17 protein-coding genes are annotated in these 19,380 nt (G+C 67.8%); 10 read left to right on the top strand and 7 right to left on the bottom strand.

What is annotated here, in order from left to right; translation table 11 throughout:
• The first annotated feature begins 30 nt into the window (after window positions 1–30).
• The gene (argF, locus tag NS6_RS06840; RefSeq protein WP_068038256.1) at window positions 31–981 is read left to right on the top strand and encodes an ornithine carbamoyltransferase; all 951 of its coding nucleotides are present in this window, start codon (window positions 31–33) and stop codon (window positions 979–981) included.
• Entirely contained in the window at window positions 978–1,487 is a 510-nt protein-coding gene (locus tag NS6_RS06835; protein ID WP_068038254.1) for an arginine repressor, read from the top strand. Before argF ends, NS6_RS06835 begins: the two co-directional genes overlap by 4 nt.
• Before the next feature lie 7 nt (window positions 1,488–1,494).
• Here NS6_RS06835 and NS6_RS35135 read toward each other — a convergent pair whose 3' ends face one another.
• Window positions 1,495–1,641 carry a hypothetical protein gene (locus tag NS6_RS35135; RefSeq protein WP_168443505.1) on the bottom strand — a complete coding sequence of 49 codons (147 nt, stop codon included), beginning with the start codon at window positions 1,639–1,641 and terminating at the stop codon, window positions 1,495–1,497.
• Between the two features lie 303 nt (window positions 1,642–1,944).
• On the opposite strand from NS6_RS35135, the gene NS6_RS06830 reads away from it, so the two are divergent.
• Entirely contained in the window at window positions 1,945–3,147 is a 1,203-nt protein-coding gene (locus tag NS6_RS06830) for an argininosuccinate synthase (RefSeq protein WP_068038252.1), read from the top strand.
• A gap of 186 nt (window positions 3,148–3,333) precedes the next feature.
• The gene (argH, locus tag NS6_RS06825) at window positions 3,334–4,743 is read left to right on the top strand and encodes an argininosuccinate lyase (RefSeq protein WP_371859307.1); all 1,410 of its coding nucleotides are present in this window, start codon (window positions 3,334–3,336) and stop codon (window positions 4,741–4,743) included.
• A 166-nt stretch (window positions 4,744–4,909) separates the two neighbouring features.
• On the opposite strand, the gene idi is transcribed toward argH, so the two are convergent.
• A complete protein-coding gene (gene idi / locus NS6_RS06820) occupies window positions 4,910–5,479 on the bottom strand; it encodes an isopentenyl-diphosphate Delta-isomerase (protein ID WP_068038249.1) in 570 nt (189 codons plus the stop codon).
• Window positions 5,480–5,643: 164 nt separating this feature from the next.
• Here idi and NS6_RS06815 point away from each other — a divergent pair, with 164 nt between their 5' ends.
• Window positions 5,644–8,586: an AMP-binding protein gene (locus NS6_RS06815; protein ID WP_084470787.1), complete on the top strand. Its 2,943-nt coding sequence runs from the start codon at window positions 5,644–5,646 to the stop codon at window positions 8,584–8,586.
• 21 nt (window positions 8,587–8,607) lie between these two features.
• Here the strand turns inward: NS6_RS06815 and rffA are convergent, their stop codons facing one another.
• Both rffA and NS6_RS06805 read right to left on the bottom strand, forming a co-directional pair.
• Entirely contained in the window at window positions 8,608–9,813 is a 1,206-nt protein-coding gene (gene rffA, locus NS6_RS06810) for a dTDP-4-amino-4,6-dideoxygalactose transaminase (RefSeq protein WP_084470785.1), read from the bottom strand.
• Entirely contained in the window at window positions 9,810–10,823 is a 1,014-nt protein-coding gene (locus NS6_RS06805) for a glycosyltransferase (protein ID WP_068038245.1), read from the bottom strand. The genes rffA and NS6_RS06805 overlap by 4 nt, the downstream gene beginning before the upstream one ends.
• A 306-nt stretch (window positions 10,824–11,129) precedes the next feature.
• Between NS6_RS06805 and NS6_RS06800 the strand changes: the two genes are divergently transcribed.
• The 3 genes from NS6_RS06800 to NS6_RS06790 are packed head-to-tail and all read left to right on the top strand — an operon-like array spanning window position 11,130 to window position 14,462.
• A complete protein-coding gene (locus tag NS6_RS06800; protein ID WP_068038242.1) occupies window positions 11,130–13,370 on the top strand; it encodes a hypothetical protein in 2,241 nt (746 codons plus the stop codon).
• Window positions 13,367–14,176: a GtrA family protein gene (locus NS6_RS33685; protein ID WP_245669166.1), complete on the top strand. Its 810-nt coding sequence runs from the start codon at window positions 13,367–13,369 to the stop codon at window positions 14,174–14,176. The genes NS6_RS06800 and NS6_RS33685 overlap by 4 nt, the downstream gene beginning before the upstream one ends.
• A gap of 55 nt (window positions 14,177–14,231) precedes the next feature.
• On the top strand, window positions 14,232–14,462 hold the full coding sequence (locus NS6_RS06790; protein WP_068038239.1) for a Trm112 family protein: 231 nt from the start codon (window positions 14,232–14,234) through the stop codon (window positions 14,460–14,462).
• Between the two features lie 10 nt (window positions 14,463–14,472).
• Here NS6_RS06790 and NS6_RS06785 read toward each other — a convergent pair whose 3' ends face one another.
• The 3 genes from NS6_RS06785 to NS6_RS06775 are packed head-to-tail and all read right to left on the bottom strand — an operon-like array spanning window position 14,473 to window position 16,720.
• Window positions 14,473–15,111, bottom strand: coding sequence for a TetR/AcrR family transcriptional regulator (locus NS6_RS06785; protein WP_068038236.1), 639 nt, complete (start codon window positions 15,109–15,111; stop codon window positions 14,473–14,475).
• Window positions 15,108–15,992, bottom strand: a complete 885-nt coding sequence (locus NS6_RS06780) for an ABC transporter permease (protein WP_084470781.1) — start codon at window positions 15,990–15,992, stop codon at window positions 15,108–15,110. The genes NS6_RS06785 and NS6_RS06780 overlap by 4 nt, the downstream gene beginning before the upstream one ends.
• Window positions 15,989–16,720 (bottom strand): ABC transporter ATP-binding protein, encoded by a 732-nt coding sequence (locus NS6_RS06775; protein ID WP_068038230.1) that lies wholly within the window; start codon window positions 16,718–16,720, stop codon window positions 15,989–15,991. Before NS6_RS06775 ends, NS6_RS06780 begins: the two co-directional genes overlap by 4 nt.
• A gap of 361 nt (window positions 16,721–17,081) precedes the next feature.
• Between NS6_RS06775 and NS6_RS06770 the strand changes: the two genes are divergently transcribed.
• Complete coding sequence (locus NS6_RS06770; RefSeq protein ID WP_068038227.1) at window positions 17,082–17,702, top strand: DNA-3-methyladenine glycosylase; 621 nt, start codon at window positions 17,082–17,084, stop codon at window positions 17,700–17,702.
• 56 nt (window positions 17,703–17,758) lie between these two features.
• Window positions 17,759–19,057, top strand: coding sequence for a tyrosine--tRNA ligase (gene tyrS, locus NS6_RS06765; protein ID WP_210747339.1), 1,299 nt, complete (start codon window positions 17,759–17,761; stop codon window positions 19,055–19,057).
• Window positions 19,058–19,380: the final 323 nt, after the last annotated feature.

The raw sequence follows: 19,380 nt of genomic DNA, 5'->3' as shown, positions 1-19,380 counted from the left end.
GCCTCCGATCATGCCGAAAGGACTTTGCCGATGACTCCGTCCGCCGTCCGGCATTTCCTGCGCGACGACGACCTGACTCCCGCCGAGCAGGCCGAGGTCCTCGCCCTGGCCGCCGAATTGAAGAAGAACCCGTTCGCCCGCCGGCCGCTGGAGGGACCGCGCGGGGTCGGGGTGATCTTCGACAAGAACTCCACCCGCACCCGCTTCTCCTTCGAACTCGGGATTGCTCAACTCGGCGGGCACGCGGTGGTGGTCGACGGGCAGACCACCCAGCTCGGCCGCGACGAAACCCTCGGCGACACCGGCCGGGTGCTTTCCCGCTACGTCGACGCCATAGTCTGGCGCACCTTCGGCCAGCGGCGTCTCGAGGAGATGGCCGCAACGGCGACTGTTCCGGTGGTCAACGCGCTGTCCGATGATTTCCACCCGTGCCAGGTACTGGCGGATCTGCAGACCATCACCGAACGCAAGGGTGAGGTGAACGGGCTGGTGCTGTCCTACTTCGGGGACGGTGCGAACAATATGGCGCATTCGCTGCTGCTCGGTGGTGTGACCGCCGGAATGCATGTGCGGATCGCCGCTCCCGCGGGTTTTCAGCCGGCGGCCGAGGTACTCGCCGCGGCCCGCGTCCGTGCCGCGGAAACCGGTGGCAGCGTCACCCTCACCGACGACCCGTATACCGCGGCAGACGAGGCAGATGTCCTGGTGACCGACACCTGGACCTCGATGGGGCAGGAAAGTGACGGCCTGGATCGGGTCGCGCCGTTCCGTCCCTACCAGATCAACGCCGGGCTACTCGCCTACGCCGCGGCCGACGCCATCGTCCTGCACTGCCTGCCCGCGCATCGCGGGGAAGAGGTCACCGGCGAGGTGCTCGACGGCCGGCAGAGCGCGGTGTGGGATGAGGCGGAGAACCGCCTGCACGCGCAGAAGGCCCTGCTCGTCTGGTTGCTGGAATATGAGGGTGCACAGCGACGATGACCGAGGCCCGTACGCATCTCACCGGTCCCATCACGGCCGCCACCCGGGCCGGCCGGCAATCGCGAATCATCGCGCTGCTGGCCGCGCACCCGGTCCGCAGCCAGACCGAACTGGCCAACTTGCTCGCCGCCGAGGGCATCGAAACCACCCAGGCCACGCTTTCCCGCGATCTCGACGAACTGGGGGCGGTGAAACTCCGCGCGGCCGATGGTGGCGCGGGTGTGTACGTGGTCCCTGAGGACGGCAGTCCGGTCCGCGGGGTCACCGGCGGTACCGGCCGGTTGGCGAAACTCCTCGGCGATCTGCTGGTCTCCACCGATGCCAGCGGAAATATCGCGGTTCTGCGGACCCCACCGGGCGCGGCCCACTTCCTGGCCAGCGCCCTCGACCGTGCGGCACTGCCCTATATCGTCGGCACCATCGCCGGCGACGACACCATTGCCGTGATCGCCCGCGAACCGCTCACCGGCGCCGAACTCGCCGCGAAAATCGAGAACCTGGCCTGAGCCGCGATCAGTGGTTGTTCACCAGTTCCTGCAGGAACGGTGTGGCGAGTTCGATGCCCATCACGCTCAGCGCCAGGGCGGCATTTCCCAGTGTGACGACGACGAAGCCGATGGTCTCGTAGTTGTCCTGTGCCCACTGTTGCAGTGTCTGCATGGTCTTCACCTCCCTTGCCGTTGCGCCTTCAGGCTGTGACCAGCGTCTCACCTGTGGGGTGGGTGGCCAAGGGCTGTTATCGAGTTGGGAGGCGGGGTGTGGTGCGGTTGTTGCAGGTAGGCGGCTGTGCTGCCCCCAGTTATGAATGAGATTGCACCATCGTGCATAATCATTTGCAACGGCGGCGCGAGCCGGACCGGCAACGGACCAGCATACTGCTGGACAGTGGTCGCCGGAACTCGGAGGCCGCGCACCCGAGAACGAACAGCAGACCAACGAACACATCCTAGGGAGCACCAGAACATGTCCGATCGCGTCGTACTCGCCTACTCCGGTGGGCTGGACACCTCCGTGGCCATCAGCTGGATCGGCAAGGAGACCGGCGCCGAGGTCGTGGCCGTCGCCATCGACCTGGGGCAGGGCGGCGAGGATATGAACGTGGTGCGCCAGCGCGCCCTGGACTGCGGCGCCGTCGAAGCCGTAGTGGTCGACGCCCGTGACGAGTTCGCCGACGAGTACTGCCTGCCCACCATCCAGGCCAACGCCCTCTACCAGGACGAGTACCCGCTGGTATCGGCGATCAGCCGGCCGCTCATCGTCAAGCATCTGGTCGAGGCCGCGAAATTCCACGGCGCCTCGACCGTCGCGCACGGCTGCACCGGTAAAGGCAACGACCAGGTCCGGTTCGAGGTCGGTATCGGCGCGCTGGCCCCCGACCTGAACGTGATCGCCCCGGTTCGCGACTACGCCTGGACCCGGGAGAAGGCCATCGCCTTCGCCGAGGAGAACAAGCTCCCGATCAACGTCACCAAGAAATCGCCGTTCTCCATCGACCAGAACGTCTGGGGCCGGGCCGTCGAAACCGGGTTCCTCGAGGATCTGTGGAACGCCCCCACCAAGGACGTCTACGACTACACCACCGACCCCACCGTCAATTTCGAAGCACCCGACGAACTGATCGTCACCTTCGACCGCGGTGTCCCGGTGGCCATCGACGGCCGCCAGGTCAGCGTTCTCGAAGCGATCGTGGAACTGAACAGCCGGGCGGGCCGCCAGGGCGTCGGCCGGCTGGACATGGTGGAAGACCGGCTCGTCGGCATCAAGAGCCGGGAAATCTACGAGGCGCCGGGCGCCATCGCGCTGATCACCGCGCACCGGGCCCTCGAAAGCGTCACCCTCGAGCGGGAACTGGGCCGGTACAAGCGCCAGGTCGAGCAGCGGTGGGGCGAGCTGGCCTACGACGGTCTGTGGTTCTCCCCGCTCAAACGCGCCCTCGACGCGTTCGTCGCCGAAACCCAGCAGCATGTCAGCGGCGATATCCGCATGGTCCTGCACGGTGGCAATGTGACCGTCAACGGCCGGCGCAGCGAACAGTCGCTCTACGACTTCAACCTCGCGACCTACGACGAGGGCGATACCTTCGACCAGTCGCTGGCCAAGGGGTTCGTGCAGCTCCACGGCCTGTCTTCGAAGGTCGCGGCCAAACGCGATCTGAACCAGAAGTAGGAAGAAACCGTGCCCGGTCGCCGGTAGCGGCGGCCGGGCGGTCTTCGCGATCGGTCGCAGGGTGGGTCGCCGGGGGCTCGTGTGCTGCATGCTCTACAGCCACCGGGCACGGCGAACGACGGCGTGCAGAACCGATACCGTAAGGCCGCGGCCACCCGGCCGGTACACCGAAACGTGGGAGAGACAGTGGGCACGAACGAGGGCGCGTTGTGGGGCGGGCGGTTCGCATCCGGTCCTGCCGAGGCAATGGCGGCGCTGAGTAAATCGACCCAGTTCGACTGGGCGCTCGCGCCCTACGACATCCGGGCCTCCAAGGCGCATGCCCGGGTGCTGAACAAGGCCGGCCTGCTGTCGGAAACCGATCTCACTTCGATGCTCGCCGGCCTCGATCGGCTGGCTGCGGATGTCGAATCGGGTGTCTTCGTGGCGGCCGAATCGGACGAGGATGTCCACGGAGCGCTCGAACGCGGGCTCATCGAACGTGTCGGCACCGAACTCGGCGGCCGGTTGCGGGCCGGACGGTCCCGTAACGACCAGGTCGCCACGCTTTTCCGGATGTGGCTGCGCGACGCTGTACGCCGGATCGCCGCCGGGCTGGTCGCCGTGGTGGACGCATTGGTCGAGCAGGCCGGCGCCCATCCCGACGCGGTGATGCCCGGGAAAACGCATCTGCAGGCAGCGCAACCCGTACTGCTGGCACACCATCTCCTGGCGCACGCTCACCCGCTGCTCCGCGATATCGACCGGTTGCGTGATTTCGACAAACGGGCTGCCGTGTCCCCGTACGGGTCGGGTGCGCTGGCCGGTTCCTCGCTCGGTCTCGACCCGGAAGCGATCGCCGCCGATCTGGATTTCGATGCCGCCGCCGCCAATTCCATCGATGCCACATCGTCGCGCGATTTCGCCGCCGAGGCGGCGTTCGTGCTCGCGATGATCGGCGTGGATCTGAGCCGGATGGCCGAAGAGGTCATCATCTGGAGCACACCCGAGTTCGGCTACGTCACCCTCGCCGATGCCTGGTCGACCGGGTCGTCGATCATGCCGCAGAAGAAGAACCCCGATGTCTCGGAGCTGACCCGCGGCAAAGCCGGGCGCCTGATCGGTAATCTCACGGGTTTGCTCGCCACCCTGAAGGCGCAACCCCTCGCCTACAACCGTGATCTGCAGGAAGACAAAGAACCCCTGTTCGATTCGGTGGCCCAGCTGGAACTCTTGTTGCCCGCCATCGCCGGACTGGTCGCCACGCTCACCTTCCACACCGGGCGAATGGCCGAGCTCGCTCCTGCCGGGTTCACCCTCGCGACCGATATCGCGGAGTGGATGGTCCGGGGCGGTGTGCCGTTCCGGGTCGCGCACGAAGCGGCAGGCGCCTGTGTCCGCGCCGCCGAGTCGCGGGGGGTCGGGCTCGACGAGCTGACCGACGCCGAATTCGCGGCGATCGATCCCGCCCTGACTCCGGAGGTCCGCGCGGTTCTGACCGTCGAGGGTTCCGTGGCTTCCCGGAATGCCCGCGGCGGCACGGCGGGGGAGCGGGTGCGTGAACAGCTCGCCGAGGTCCGGCAGGCCGCCGGCGATATTCGTGCCTGGCTGAGCTGACCGGCGCGGAGTTTCAGCGCCTTCCGACGGTGCGCGAGCGTGCTCACCGAGGCCGCCGACCAGTGTCAGGACACTGAGAGCCATCCATTATTTGCCCATACGTAGATATGCGCATCAAACCATTGATCTCGGAAGTGTTCCGTGAAACCGTAAAACCGCAGGGATCTCAGGGAGTGAGTGGCCGGGCGGTTGCGACCTCGAGTACCCCGGCGAACCATGGGCTGAACTCGTGCGGCTGCTCCTGCATCTGCCGACGCAGATCGTCCGGAGTCATCCAGCGGTATGCGGCGACCTCTGCCGGGTCGGGGTGGGGGGCGGCGCCGTCCAGCATTCCGGTCAACACGTGATCCCATTCGTGCTCGACGTACCCGGTGCGCGGGTCTTCGGCGCGGTACCGGTAGACCCCGACCTCGGTGAGCCGGACCCGCAATCCCATCTCCTCGCCAAGCCGGATACCTGCGGCCTCGGCGACCGCTTGGCCGGGCGCGGGGTGACCGCAGCACGTGTTGGACCATCGCGCGGGGAACCGGGTCTTGCCGAGTGCCCGCTGTTGCAGCAGTAACCGCCCGCTGTTGTCGAAAACGAGCACCGAGAAGGCCCGATGCGGCGCGCCCGGTGCCCGATGGGCCTCCGATACTGCGCACGATCCGACGGTGTTGCCGGCTGTGTCCACCAATTCCACGGGTAGCGATTCCCGGTCGGTGGGGGCGGTCGGCAGCTGGGTCGTATCGGTCACGTTCCCACCCTATCGGCGCGGGGCAGGTAGGTCCGCCGAGGTGACGGGTACATGATGTAGATGTCACAACGGACGGCCGGTCCGGAGTGCGATATGGCAGGCTTTGGTGCATACCTTGTGGTTTGTGAGGTAGACCACGCCACGGGCAGGGCTGGGAGTGGAACGTGAAGTTGAGTGTGCGAGGTTTGGTGGGATCGGCGCAGCGGGTGATGGCCACCGCGCAGAACGGTCTCGAAGTGATCCGCTTCGGCGGTCTCGGCCGCGATACCGACTCCTCACCGTTCGAGATCGTCGAGCGCCGGCCCATGTACCGGTTGCGGCACTACTTCCCCGCGGAAACCGGCGGCGGTCCGGTGGTGCTGCTCGTACCGCCGCTGATGGTGAGCGCCGATATCTGGGATGTCAACGGTGACGACGGTGCCGTCGGGATTCTGCACCGCGGCGGAATCGATTGCTGGGTGGTCGATTTCGGTTCCCCCTCGACGGAGGAGGGCGGCTGGAAGCGGGATCTGGCCGATCACGTCCTGGCCGTGCACAGCGCCATCGACACCGTCTGCGCGGAAACCGGCCGCACCGTGCACCTCATGGGGTACTCGCAGGGTGGGATGTTCGCCTACCAGGCTGCCGCGTTCCGTTCGGGAAAGGGGATCGCGAGCATCGTGACCTTCGGCAGCCCGGTCGATATCGTCGCCGGGATGCCACTGGGGTTGCCCCACGCCGCGGTGACCGACCTGGTGGATTTCGCCGCCGACCACGTGGTGCCCCGGCTGCCGATCACCGACCGGATGGTGCGGATCGGATTCCAGCTGCTGGACCCGGTGAAAACTACGAAGGCACGGATCGACTTCCTACGTCAGCTGCACGACCGCGAGGCCCTGCTGCCCAAGGAACGCCAGCGGCGTTTCCTGAGCAACGAGGGCTGGGTCGGCTACGCCGGGCCCGCGGCGGCGGATCTGCTGAAACAGTTCGTCGTGCACAACCGGATGATGCTCGGTGGTTTCGTGATCCGCGATCAGCCGATTTCGCTGGCCGACCTGAAATGCCCGATCCTGGCGTTCGTCGGCGAGGTCGACGACATCGGTCAGCCCGCTGCGGTGCGCGGGATCGTCCGTGCGGCGCCACGCGCCGAAGTCTATGAATCGTCGGTGGTGTCCGGGCATTTCGGCCTGGTCGCGGGGTCCATGGCGACCCGCTGCACGTGGCCGCGGGTGCGGGACTGGGTGGGCTGGGTCGAGGGCGGCGAGGCGCTGCCGGAGGAGATCGTGCCGATGGCCGACCAGCCTCCCGGGAACGCCCCGCGGACCGCGCTGATACGTGCCGTGCACACCGCTACGGCGCTGGCGGAGGCCGGCGCGGGGGTCGGCCGGGCACTGGAACAGGTGGCCGCGAACACGGTCCGCGGCTCGATGGGGCTGGCCGAAGGCGCGGCGCGGACGCTGCCCCGGCTGACCCGGCTCGGCACGATCCAATCCGGCACCCGCATCTCGGTGGGCCGGCTGATGGCCGAACAGGCTCGGCGGACACCCGGCGGGGAGTGTTTCCTGTTCGACGACCGGGTGCACACCCATGCAGCGGTCGATGCCCGGATCGAGAACGTCGTGCGCGGGTTGATCTCAGTGGGTATCCGTCCGGCGACCCGCGTCGGGGTGGTGATGGAGACCCGGCCCAGCGCGCTGGTGACCCTGGCGGCACTGTCCCGGATCGGCGCGGTCGCGGTGCTGCTGGCGCCCGAAAGCGATCTGATCAGCGCACTGGAACAGACCGGGACGGTGATCCTGGTATCGGATCCGGAGAATGTGCGTCACGCCGTGGCGACCGGGGCGCGGGTGCTCGTGCTCGGCGGCGGTGATTCGCGGGGCCTGGCGGTCCCGGCCGGCACCGATCTCGTGGATCTGGAACAGATCGACCCGCAGCGGGTCCAGATACCGGGCTGGTACCGGCCCGATCCGGGCCGGGCGCGTGAACTCGCGTTCATCCTGGTCTCGGGCACCGCCGAACGCCTGGATATCAAGTACATCACCAATCACCGATGGGCATTGTCGGCGTTCGGCACCGCCTCGGCCGCCGATCTGGACCACAAGGACACGGTGTACTGCCTGGCTCCGCTGCACCATTCGTCCGGCCTGCTGGTGAGCCTGGGCGGCGCCATCGCCGGCGGGAGCCGGATCGCGCTGGCCAGATCTCTGGATCCGGCGCGGTTCGCCGAGGAAGTGCACCGGTACGGGGTCACGGTCGTCACCTACACCTGGACGATGCTGCGCGATATCCTCGACTCCGATGTCTTCCCGGCCGGGTATCCGCATCCGATCCGGTTGTTCATCGGTTCCGGTATGCCCGCCGGTTTGTGGCGGCGGACGACGGAACAATTCGCGCCGGCCCGGGTCCTCGAGTTCTACGCCTCTATCGAGGGCGATGTGGTGCTGGCGAATGTGCCCGGAGTGAAATTCGGTTGTAAGGGCCGCCCGGTGCCGGGCACCGCGCGGGTCGAACTGGTGGCCTTCGACCCGGTGTCCGGCCAGGTCATGGTGGACGACAACGGGTACGCCCGGCGTTGCGCGGATAACGAGGTGGGGCTGCTGATCGGGTCGGCCGGGGCGAATGTCGATCTCTCTCGCGGCGGACTGCGCGGAGTTTTCGAACAGGAGGATTCCTGGCTGCCCACCGAGAACCTGTTCCGCCGCGACAGCGAGGGCGATTACTGGCTGGCCGACCGGATCGATACGGTGATCCGGACCCGCCGCGGTCCCGTTTTCACCCAGCCGATCGTGGATGTGCTCAACGATATCGCCGCGGTCGATATGGAGGTCGCCTACGCGCTGCCGGCGCGGGACCGGGTGCTGGCGGTGGCCGCGGTGAGCGTGCGGCCGGGTTACGAACTCGGTGCCGCCGATGTGACCGAAGCGCTGCGGTCGCTACCGCCCAGGCAGCGTCCGGACCTGATCTACATCGTCGCCGATATTCCGCGGAGCCCGTCCTTCCGGCCCTCGGCCCACGCGGTGCAGGAAACCTACGCGCCCCGGCCCGGCGCCCACACCTGGTGGTACAACCCGGATTCCGAGGCCTACGAGGATCTCACCGATATGGGGTCGCTGGGGCTGCTCACCTGATTCCGGCCGAGACCGCGTCGCTCAGCAACGGAACTCGGTAACGGCGGTGAGGACCCGGTCGAGTTGGCCGCGGGTGAGCATGGGCCACAACGGCAGCCGGACGATCGTCGCCGCGAAACGCGCGCTGCGGGTGCAGGGCACCGGCGCCCGACCGTATTTGAGTCCTGCGGCGCTGGAGTCGAGCGGTACGTAGTGGAACGGAGCGACGATGGCGCGCGCGGCAAGATGCCGGATGAATGCGTCGCGCGTGTCCTCGCTGGGCAGCCGGAGATAGAACAGGTGGGCAGTGTGGCGCCGGTCCGGCGGCACGGTCATCGGCGCGACGCCCTGGCTTGCTGCCCACGATGCCAGCTCGGCCGCGTAGGTATGCCATACACGGTGCCGGGCGCGCTGGATCGATTGGAACTCGGCCAGTTGCGCGTCGAGCACCGCGGCATTCAGTTCGCTGGGCAGATAGCTGGACCCGATGTCCTGCCACGAGTACTTGTCCACCTGTCCGCGCAGGAAACGCGCCCGGTCGGTGCCCTTCTCCCGGATGATCTCGGCGCGACCCATCAGGATGTCGTCGGCGAGCAGCAGGGCGCCGCCCTCGCCGCAGTGCACATTCTTGGTGTCGTGAAAACTCTGCGTGCCGAGGGTGCCCAGCGTGCCGAGGGCCTTACCTCGCCAGGTGCCGCCGAGTCCGTGCGCATTGTCCTCGATGAGCGCCAGCCCGTGCCCGCGCGCCAGATCACCCAGCGCGGCCATATCGGCCGCCACCCCGCCGTAGTGCATCACCACGATCGCCTTGGTGTGCTCGGTGATCGCTGCCGCGGCGGCCGCGGGGTCGATATTGCCGGTCGTCTCATCGATATCGACGAACACGCAGGTCGCGCCGTGTACGGCGAAGGCGGTGGCGGCGGAGGTGAACGCGAAGCTGGGCACGATCACTTCATCGCCGGGACCCAGTTCGAGCAGCAGCGCGCCCAGTTCCAGCGCATGCGTGCACGAGGTGGTGAGCAGAACATGCGGTGCGCCGGTGATTTCGGCGAGTTTCGCGGTGGCGGCTGCGGTGAACGGGCCGTCACCGTGGCAGTGGTCGGATCCGAGCACCGTGGTGACATTGGCCAGTTCCGCGGCCGCGCGGTAGGGCCGGCTGAAGATGATCCGATCGCTGCGTTCTTCGCGCAGCGGCGGGGATGCGGCGTGGTTACGTGGCGCTGCCGTCGCCGTGGCCGACCCGCTCATCCGGCCGCCGCCTCGGCTCGCGGCCGGGCGAGGGCCGGTGCGGTATCGGCCGGCGGCCTCGGTGCCGGGGAGTCGATGGTGAGGTACAGCGGTTTACCCACCAGGATGTGCAGCACTACACCGAGGTATTCGGCGATGAGCCCGAGCGAGAAAAGCAGCGCGCCCGAACACAGGAGGAGCACGACGATGATCGATGCCCAGCCCTCGGGATTGCTGTCGCCGCCGGTCACCGCGGACCAGATGATCACCGCGGCCAGTATCGCGCCGGCCACCGCCAGCGTGACGCCGAGCAGGCTCACCACGCGAAGTCCGCGAGTTCCGGTGCACAGCACCATCTTCCAGAACAACGAGAACAAGCGCCGGTAGTTGTACCCGGATTCCGGGCGACCCTCGCTGCGTAACCGCACCGGCGTAGTCGCGACCCGGCCGACCACCCACGTCAGTGCGACATCGAGATAGGCGCCGTTGGCGGCGACCTCGGCGAGCCGGCGCCCGATATCGCCCCGGATCAGCCGGAAGCTCTCGAACCGCGTCGAGTCGGGGAACGCGAAAAGGGTGGCGAGAACGAGTTTGGCGCCGCGCGAGGTGAGGTTGCGCAGCAGCCCGTGCGGGCGTGTGTTGGTGGGCCGGGAATACACCAGATCCGCGCGCTGCCGATAGGCGGTGTCGAGGAATTCGGTGATACAGGCCGGATCGTGCTGACCGTCCTCGTCCATGGTGACGATCCAGCTGCCGCGCGCTGCGGCCATCCCGGCGATGGTGGCGGCGTCCTGACCGTAGTTGCGGCTCAACCAGATCACGCGGACCAGCGGGTTCTCCCGGGCCAGCCGCTGCAGAACCAGATCCGACCCGTCCGGCCCGCAGTCGTGCACCAGCACGATCTCGGCCACCCGGAAGCGGAGACCGCCCGGCGTGGCGGTGGGCGTGGCGAATACGTCCAGTTCCCGGACGAGCCCGGCGACGGTCTGTTCACCACGATAGACCGGTACGACCACCGAAACCCCGCACACTCCGGGCGAATCGGGATCCGGCCCGGTACACGTCGCGCCCGGTGGGGGCCACGGCGACCCCGGAGCCGGGCGGGTGGTGGCGCCGGCTGTCGCCGGCCGGCGAGTGTCCGGTGCGGAAACGGACCTGGGCGAAAACGGCATTGGCGAGATCGACTTTCGACGGAGGATAACGCGTGCCGGGTCTCGATGACGCTGGTGAGCCCGAGAAATGCGAACTCTAGCAGGTGTACCCGCCGCCGCGCGGGCAGATTCGATATGCGTCGTTACGGTCGATCGCCGGGGTTCGGCCGGTATGGTCTGGGACCCGTGGCGGATGGTCGAGCAGATGATCGGCGGGATGTGTTGCGGTGGGGTCTGGTGTGCGCGGCGGGGGTGGTGTCGGCCTACCTGGCAGTGCTGCTGGCGAATCCCCGGCATTTCTACACCGATGACACCGAGGCCCAGTACGCGCCGTTGTGGGTGATGACCGGACGTTCCCTGTGGGAAGGGAAGTTCCCGGTGCTGATGCCCGAGCACTGGCTGGCCGGTAATTACGCGATCGAGGAAGCCGGACTGCTCAATCCGCCGCAGCTGCTGATCGACCTGGGGGCGGCCGTGGTCGACGATCTCGCGCTGTACGCCACAGTGGTCAAACTGGTGTTCGCCGTGATTCTGGGGTTGGGCGTCTACCGGGTCTGCCTCGCCTACGGGGGTCGCCCGGCCTGGTCGGCGGTGGCCGGGGTGGCCATGCCGTTCAGCGGTTTTCTGCTGTTCTTCGACGCCGCCAGCTGGATGACGGCGTTCACCGGGACCGCCTGGCTGGTGCACGCTTGGGCGTCGGGGGTGCGTTACGCGCGGGGACGTGGCGGGCCGATACCGGTTTTCGTGTTCCTGTATCTGACGATTTCGGTGCAGTACGTGTTTCCCGCAGTAGAGGCGGCCGTGCTGTTCGCCACGGTGCTGATCGGCGAATTCGTCTACCGGCGGCAGCTGTGGCCGGTGATCCGGCTCGCGCTGGTCACGGGCTGTGCCGGGCTGGCCGGTCTGGCCACCTATCTGCCGAGTCTGCTGACGGCGGGTGTCACCTGGCGCGGCGCCTCGGAGATCCGCAACGACCAGTTCCTGACCGTGCCCTGGTCGGAGTCACTCAACGCGAGCCTGCCCAGTACTCTTCCGGCCTTCACCTCCTGGTGGGGTTATGTGCAACCGCTACCGATGGTCTACATCGCCTGGTTCGTGATCCCGGCGCTGGCCTTCGTCGACTGGAAACGCGCCGTCGGCGCGGCCCGGGAACTGAGCGGACCGGTGCTGTTCGCGGTCGTGACGCTGTTGTGGACTGCCGGACCCGGGACGATGGGTCCGCTGCGCTGGCCGGCCCGGGTACTGCCGATGCTGGCACTGGCCGTGCTGGTGCTGGTATGTGTGCTGCTCGGCCGCTACGGCACGGTTTCCGGGCTGCGCCGGCGCGGCATCGCGGCCGGGCTGTTGATTGCCCTGCTGCTGGGGCGGTCACTGGGCGCGGCACCGGAATCGGCGGTGTGGCATATGGTCGCCGCGGCGGGTGTCGCGCTGCTCGGCGCGGGTGTTCTCGGACTGGCGAGGTCGCAGGGCCGGGCCGCGGCGTGCCTGCTCACCCTGATCGCGGTCGCACCCATCGCTTACCTGCAGGTGCATGCCGCCGCGCCGACACCCATGAGCTGGAACCTGCCCGAGAAGCGATCGGAGATGAAGGCCGCGTTCCCCGATTTCCCCGGGACCACCCTGCAATTGGGTGACCGGGCGTTGATCGGCGCCGGGGAACACACACTGGACGGCGCCTATGGTTCCCTCGCTTTCGGCAACTACGCCAAGAACCTCGAACTGGACTACGTCGGTGGATACACCCCGAACGGCCACTTCCACTTCGGTCACCTGATCTGTATGCGCTGGGACACCAGCGTCTGCCCCGATGCCTACCGCCGGGCCTTCACCCCTGAACCCGAAACCGGCCGTCCGCCGGTGGATCTGATGCTCGTCGACAGGGTCGTCCTCCAGCGCGCGCTCTACCCCGACGCCCGCGAACATCCCGTACCCGAGGGCTGGAAATGGGTCGACTATCCGGGCCATGAGGACTACATCGCCGTCCTCGAGCGGGTGGACGGCGATGTATCCGGCCGCACCGGCCGGATCGCGCATATCGACGGGGTGACCGTCGAACAACCGGAGGAGTCCGAGACGACCAGCCGGGTCCGGGTCGATTCGGCCACCGGTGGCCGAATCGTCTTCGCCCGCCTCGGCTGGCCGGGCTACCGCGCACATCTCGACAGCCGTCCGCTGCCGATCGATGTGGTCGCGAACAGTTTCGTCGCGGTGGATATCCCACCGGGCACCCACGATGCCGAACTCGAACTCACCTGGCGCCCGCCGGGTTGGAAGATCGGCGGCGCGGCGGCCGCCGCCGGTCTGCTCGGGCTGGTACTTCTCCAGATCGCCCACCTGCGCAGCCGTAGGCGCACCGGCCCGCCGCCTCCACCGCCGCCCGCCGCATCGGATACCGATCAACCCGCACTCGTAGCCGCGCGACCATGACGAACGAGCCCACCGAATCCCCGGACCCGGCGTCGCCGCATCACGGCGCCGGCCACAACGGCATGACGCGCGAGCAGCTCCCGGCGCGGGACGCCGTCGAGTGTGCAGATGCACGGGTCGGCGCCGCACCGCGCTCGCGTAAACCGTCCCCCGCATCGCTGTCCGACGCGGTATCGGACACAACCCGTTCCGAGAGTCGGCGCGAGACCGAAGATGTTCGGGGCGCCGTGCTCGCCGCCGAATCCGGAGATCTCCCGGGCCCCCTCGGACCGGGTGATCCGGCCGGGCCGGCCGTCGCGAACGGCCGGGGCGGAAACCCGCCGGGCGGCGAACCCGCCGGGGAAGCGGTGGATCCCGCACACGCGGATCGTGGCGCGGCACGGATTCGTGGCAACGGGCCGGTCGCACTTCTTCGCTTGGTGAGGCGCCGGGAAATCGCGTTCGCGATCGTCGGCGGCGTGAATACCGCGATGGGTATCGGGCTCACCGTCGCCTGGCTCGCGCTACTGGGGGATTCGGTGCCGCCGTCGGTGGGGGTTGTTGCGGCCTATGTGACCGGTATCGGTGTCGCGTTCGTCCTGCACCGCCGACTGGTGTTCCGGGTCCACGGACGGGTCCTCCGCGATTTTTTCGGGTTCGCCGCCGTGAACTGCGGGGGGCTGGCCGTCAACGCGGTGCTGCTCGAGGTCGCCGTGAGCCTGTTCGGATTCCCGCGCGCGCTGTCCGCGGTGGTGGTCATGGGTGTGGTCGCCGCCGGCACCTTCTTCGGCCATCAGTACATCTCGTTCCGCCGCCCGGCGGTCTGAGCGCGATATCGGAGGGCGCCGAGGTCCGATCTGTGGCCGGGTACGCTTCCATTCCATGTCCGAGCACACCATTCTGGATCCCACATTGCTGAGCCTGCTGGCCTGCCCGCAGGACAAGGGACAATTGCACCTGGTCCGCACCGGCGCCGGCGCAGACGTGCTGTACAACCCTCGGTTGCGCGTGGCCTATCCGATCGACAACGGGATCCCGGTACTGCTCGCCGATGAGGCCCACGCGGTCGACGAGGCCGAGCACGCCGATTTCGCGCGGCAGTTCGGCGAATAGCACCGGGCGTTCATTCCGCGCCGTCCGCCGCCGCTACTTCACCGATATCGCCGGTGAGGTAGCGCTGCACCGTGGGGCCGACAGCGGCGACGAGCCGGTCGATCGGCAGCTCGGTGACCGGATCCAGTTTCACGATCTTGCGCGACATGATCACGCCCATGATCTGGGACGCGGCCAGCGCCACCCGGAGCCGGCCGTCGTCGGTATCCGTGGCGATACGCCGGCGGATCCGTTCGAAGATCACCGAGAGCAGGAAGTCCCGCGCCGGCGAGGTGTCACCACCTGCGACGAGGCTGCGGAACAGGGCAACAGCACCGGTACCCGCGGGCGAATCCCAGACTGCTGTCACCGCGCCCACCAGGGTTTCGCCCAGTTGATCCAGCGGGGTTGTATCCACTCGCGCGAGCACAACCTCCGGGTCGACCGGTAGTTCCACGACAGCCGCGAACAGCTGCTGCTTCGTCCCGAAGTAGTGGTGGATCAGAGCCGGGTCGACGCCGGCGTCCGCCGCCACCGCGCGGATCGAGGTCTTGTCGAACCCGTTTTTCGCGAATCGCTGCCCGGCCGCATCCAGGATCGCTGCGCGCGTGCCGGAGGTGCCCGGCCTGCGTCCTGGTCTGGCGGGCGGGCGTTCGGGGTCGGTACTCATACTGTGCGCCGGCGTAGGGTCGCGGCGCCCAGGCACAGGGCCACCGCCGCGAATCCGGCAACGATCGCCAGGTCCCGCCACATCAACCCGGTGGGCTGGCTGTGCACCGACACCTCGTGCAGCGCGTCGACGGCGTAGCTCAGCGGTAGCACGTTGCTGATCGCCTCCAGCCAACCGGGCAGCTGTTCGCGTGGCACCAGCAGCCCGCACAGGAAGATCTGCGGCGCCGCCACGACCGGCATGAACTGCACCGCCTGGAACTCGGTCCGTGCGAAGGCGCTGCACAGCAACCCCAGTGCGACCCCCAGCACCGCATCGATCATCGCGATGAGCACCACCCACCCGGGATTACCGGCCGCGTTCAGACCCAGCAAGCCGAACGAGACCAGGCACGCCACGGCCGCCTGCGCGGCCGCGGCCACCGAGAACGCCGTTCCGTACCCGCCGAGCAGATCGAGTTTGCTCAACGGTGTGGTGAGCAGCCGTTCGAGTGTGCCGGAGCTGCGTTCGCGCTGCATGGCGATGGCGGTGATCAGGAACATCACGATGAACGGCAGGATCCCGAGCATGCTGATCCCGACACGGTCGAACAGGCTCACCTGCTGCGGTGTGGCCGGCACATCCTGATAGATGAAGTACAGCAGGGCCATCAGCAGCGCCGGCACCACCAGGATCATCGCGATCGTGCGGTGATCGTTGCGCAGTTGCCGCAGGATCCGGGTCGTGGTCGCCGTGTAGGCCGCGAACGGCCGCGGCCCGGCGCCGCGGTCCACGATGTGTGCGGCGGGGCCGGGGTGCCCCGGTGCGGTGTCCGTACGGCTTGTGGTCGAAGGGACCGTTCGGCGACGTTTTCCTGCGTCCCCCGGGCTCGATCCGCTCATACCGGTTCTCCCAACGTGATGAGGGTCAAGAAAGCCTGTTCGAGGTTCTGCTCGCCGGTGCGTTCGCGCAATTCGTCGGGGCTCTGCTGCGCCAGCAACCGGCCTTCTCGCATGAGCAGCAACCGGTCGCAGTGTTCGGCCTCGTCCATCACATGGCTCGACACCAGCAGCGTCGTACCGCCGGCAGCCAATTCCCGGAACTGCTTCCACAGTTCGACTCGCAGAACTGGGTCCAGCCCGACTGTCGGCTCGTCCAGGACCAGCAGCTCCGGTGCGGCCACCAGCGCGCACGCCAACGACGCCCGGGTGCTCTGCCCGCCGGAGAGTTCGTCGCCACGCTGGTGGCGATGATCGGACAGTCCTACAGCGTCGAGCGCGGCGTCGACCGACCCGCGGGCGGCACCGTAGAGCGCGGCGAAATACGCGACGTTCTCGTGGACGCTGATATCGGAGTAGATGCTCGGTGCCTGGGTCACGTAGCCGATCTGCCGCCGCAGCCGCGCACTGCCCGCCGGCAACCCGAGGGCCGTGATCTGCCCGGCGGTCACGATCTGGGTGCCCACGATGCTGCGCATGAGAGTGGTCTTCCCGCAGCCCGAGGGCCCCAGTAGCCCGGTGATCGAGCCGCGGGGAATGGTCAGCGAAATATCGTGCAGTACTTCTCGTCTACCGCGACGCACCGTGAGGTTGCGGACCTCCACCGCGTCCCGCTCGCCGGTCACGGACATGAGCCGCCCCTGTTCATCGATCGAGAATTCATCATGTGTTGAATTCTTCGCCTTCGCGGTCCTTGTTGCAAGACCTGGACGCCGGAAAGCGTGTCAACCGGTCAACACACCCCGGTGTGGCGCAGCCGAATGCCCGGTACGCCGGGCCTCCGGTGCCGTGCCGATAGCGCGCTTCTTTCGGCCCGGCACCGAAGGCGGGGCCGTTCGCCCGCCGATACACCGGGCACGGTGGTGATGATTCCGGCGACGGACGCGGCGGGCCGCCGACCGGGCGCCGACGAACCGGATGGCCTGCTTCCGGGTGTGAAGGAAATGAGACCTGGTACCCGGCCCGGCGCACATCGGTTGCGACAATTCTCGGGTGAGTGCCGAGGAACTGGCTGTTGATCCATCGACCGCCGCCCGGCGCCTGCTCGGCGCGACCCTGTGGTCGGGCTCGGTGGGTGCCTACCTGGTCGAAGTCGAGGCCTACGGTGGTGATCCGGCAGGCCCTTGGCATGATCCGGCGGCCCACTCCGGTCGCGGCCGCACCCCGCGGAACGCGGCGATGTTCGGCCCGCCGGGCAGGCTGTACGTCTATCGCAGCTACGGAATGCATACCTGCGCGAATATCGTCAGCGGACCGGACGGAGTGGCCTCCGGTGTGCTCTTGCGGTCCGCGGAGATCATCGCCGGTCACGACATCGCCCGCGACCGCCGCCCGGCTGCTCGCGGTGCCGACGACCTGGCCCGCGGCCCCGGCAACCTGGGCAGTGCTCTCGGAATCCGGATGGACGACTACGGCACCGATGTCTTCGATCCGGATTCGGTGATCCGGCTGGAACTCGGCCCGCTCGCCGATCCGTCCCGGATCGCCGCCGGCCCGCGGGTAGGGGTCAGCACGGAGGCCGACCGCCCGTGGCGGCTATGGCTGCACGACTCCCGCGCGGTATCCGCTTACCGGCGCAGCCCGCGGGCGCCACGTCGCGGGGGATCGGCCTGAGGCAGGCCGGGCATCCGATCGCACCGCTCGCAACGGGCTTGCGCTGGTACGCGAAGATGGACCCCGTGAGCAGCGACATCATCGACGAATTGACCTGGCGCGGTCTCATCGCGCAGTCCACCGACCTCGACGCGCTCCGGGAGGCGCTGGCCGCCGGCCCGCGCAATCTCTATGCCGGTTTCGATCCCACCGCGGCCAGCCTGCACGCCGGGCATCTCGTTCCTCTGCTCGCCCTCAAACGGTTCCAGCGCGCGGGACACCGGCCGATCGTCCTGGCCGGTGGCGCGACCGGACTGATCGGCGACCCCCGCGACGTCGGCGAGCGCACGATGAACTCGGCGGATACCGTCGCCGCCTGGGCAGACCGGATTCGATCCCAGCTCGAACGGTTCGTCGACCTGGACGATTCACCGACCGGCGCCCTCATCGTGAACAACATGGACTGGACCGGCGCGCTGAGTGCCGTCGACTTCCTCCGGGATATCGGCAAACACTTCTCGGTGAACGTGATGCTCGCTCGCGACACCGTCAAGCGGCGGCTCGAAGGCGAGGGCATCTCTTACACCGAGTTCAGCTACATGTTGCTGCAGGCCAACGACTACTTGCAGTTGCGCCGCCAACACGACTGCGTGCTTCAGGTGGGCGGCTCGGATCAGTGGGGCAACATCATCGCCGGTGTCGAACTGAACCGGCGCGTCGATGGGGTAGCGGTCCATGCCCTGACCGTTCCGCTGGTGACCTCGGCCGACGGCAAGAAATTCGGTAAGTCCACAGGCGGGGGCAGCCTGTGGCTCGACCCGGAGCTCACCAGCCCCTACGCCTGGTTCCAGTACTTCGTGAACACCGCCGACGCCGACGTCGTTCGCTACCTACGCTGGTTCACCTTCCTGGAACAGGAGGAGCTGGCCGAACTGGAGGTGGCGACGGCCGAACGCCCGCACGCCCGTGAAGCCCAGCGCCGGCTGGCGGCCGAGATGACCACACTCGTGCACGGTGCGGACAACACCCGCGCCGCGCAACTTGCCAGCCAGGCGCTTTTCGGCCGCGCCGAACTCCGGGATCTCGACGAGCCGACACTGGCGGCTGCGCTACGCGAGGCAGCCGGCGAGGGGGAGGTCGCGCAGGTGGTGCCCGGCCAGGACACGATCGTGGACCTCCTGGTGGCCTCGGGCCTGTGTGAGAGCCGAGGCGCCGCTCGCCGCGCGGTGAACGAAGGTGGGGCATCGGTGAACAACGAGCGCGTGAAGGACCCGGAGTGGATGCCGGAAACCGGTGACTACCTGCATGGCAAGTGGCTCGTGCTCCGTCGCGGAAAGCGTCATTTCGCAGGCGTCCGGCGAGACACCGGAAATTGATCTTGGTGGGCTGGGTCACAATTTCGCGATCCGGCCCACCGTATCGCCCGATCGCAAGCCTCTGACCAGCGAAAATATGATGCCGAAGTGGCGATTTGACGTAGCGTTATCCGCCGCGTAACTTTATCCAAGTCAGAGCGACACGGACACCGACCAGGGGCCCGGAGCGAGGCGGAAACGCCGAGCCGGAGGGACCAGGGACAACGAGGTTGTACGAGGAGCGCCTGGCAGATCGGCTGAAGATGCGGAGTTTGACTCTGAGCCACTGGCCGGTTAAGGTAGAAAACCTGCCCCAATGAAGTACTGGTTCGCCAGTCACTGAG

Origin of the sequence: Nocardia speluncae NBRC 108251 (genome assembly GCF_001613245.1) — a bacterium.
Classification (GTDB): Bacteria; Actinomycetota; Actinomycetes; order Mycobacteriales; family Mycobacteriaceae; genus Nocardia; species Nocardia speluncae.
The sequence above is the reverse complement of the archived record's forward strand: the minus strand, read 5'-3'. Positions and strand labels throughout refer to the sequence as shown.

What these genes read in the sequence shown, in the direction of transcription:
- NS6_RS06780 (WP_084470781.1), bottom strand. Translation starts at nt 15,992, where the DNA reads ATGAGCGGATCGAGCCCGGGGGACGCAGGAAAACGTCGCCGAACGGTC.
- NS6_RS06830 (WP_068038252.1), top strand. Translation starts at nt 1,945, where the DNA reads ATGTCCGATCGCGTCGTACTCGCCTACTCCGGTGGGCTGGACACCTCC.
- NS6_RS06785 (WP_068038236.1), bottom strand. Translation starts at nt 15,111, where the DNA reads ATGAGTACCGACCCCGAACGCCCGCCCGCCAGACCAGGACGCAGGCCG.
- NS6_RS33685 (WP_245669166.1), top strand. Translation starts at nt 13,367, where the DNA reads ATGACGAACGAGCCCACCGAATCCCCGGACCCGGCGTCGCCGCATCAC.
- argF (WP_068038256.1), top strand. Translation starts at nt 31, where the DNA reads ATGACTCCGTCCGCCGTCCGGCATTTCCTGCGCGACGACGACCTGACT.
- tyrS (WP_210747339.1), top strand. Translation starts at nt 17,759, where the DNA reads ATGGACCCCGTGAGCAGCGACATCATCGACGAATTGACCTGGCGCGGT.
- rffA (WP_084470785.1), bottom strand. Translation starts at nt 9,813, where the DNA reads ATGAGCGGGTCGGCCACGGCGACGGCAGCGCCACGTAACCACGCCGCA.
- NS6_RS06835 (WP_068038254.1), top strand. Translation starts at nt 978, where the DNA reads ATGACCGAGGCCCGTACGCATCTCACCGGTCCCATCACGGCCGCCACC.
- NS6_RS35135 (WP_168443505.1), bottom strand. Translation starts at nt 1,641, where the DNA reads ATGCAGACACTGCAACAGTGGGCACAGGACAACTACGAGACCATCGGC.
- NS6_RS06790 (WP_068038239.1), top strand. Translation starts at nt 14,232, where the DNA reads ATGTCCGAGCACACCATTCTGGATCCCACATTGCTGAGCCTGCTGGCC.
- NS6_RS06775 (WP_068038230.1), bottom strand. Translation starts at nt 16,720, where the DNA reads ATGTCCGTGACCGGCGAGCGGGACGCGGTGGAGGTCCGCAACCTCACG.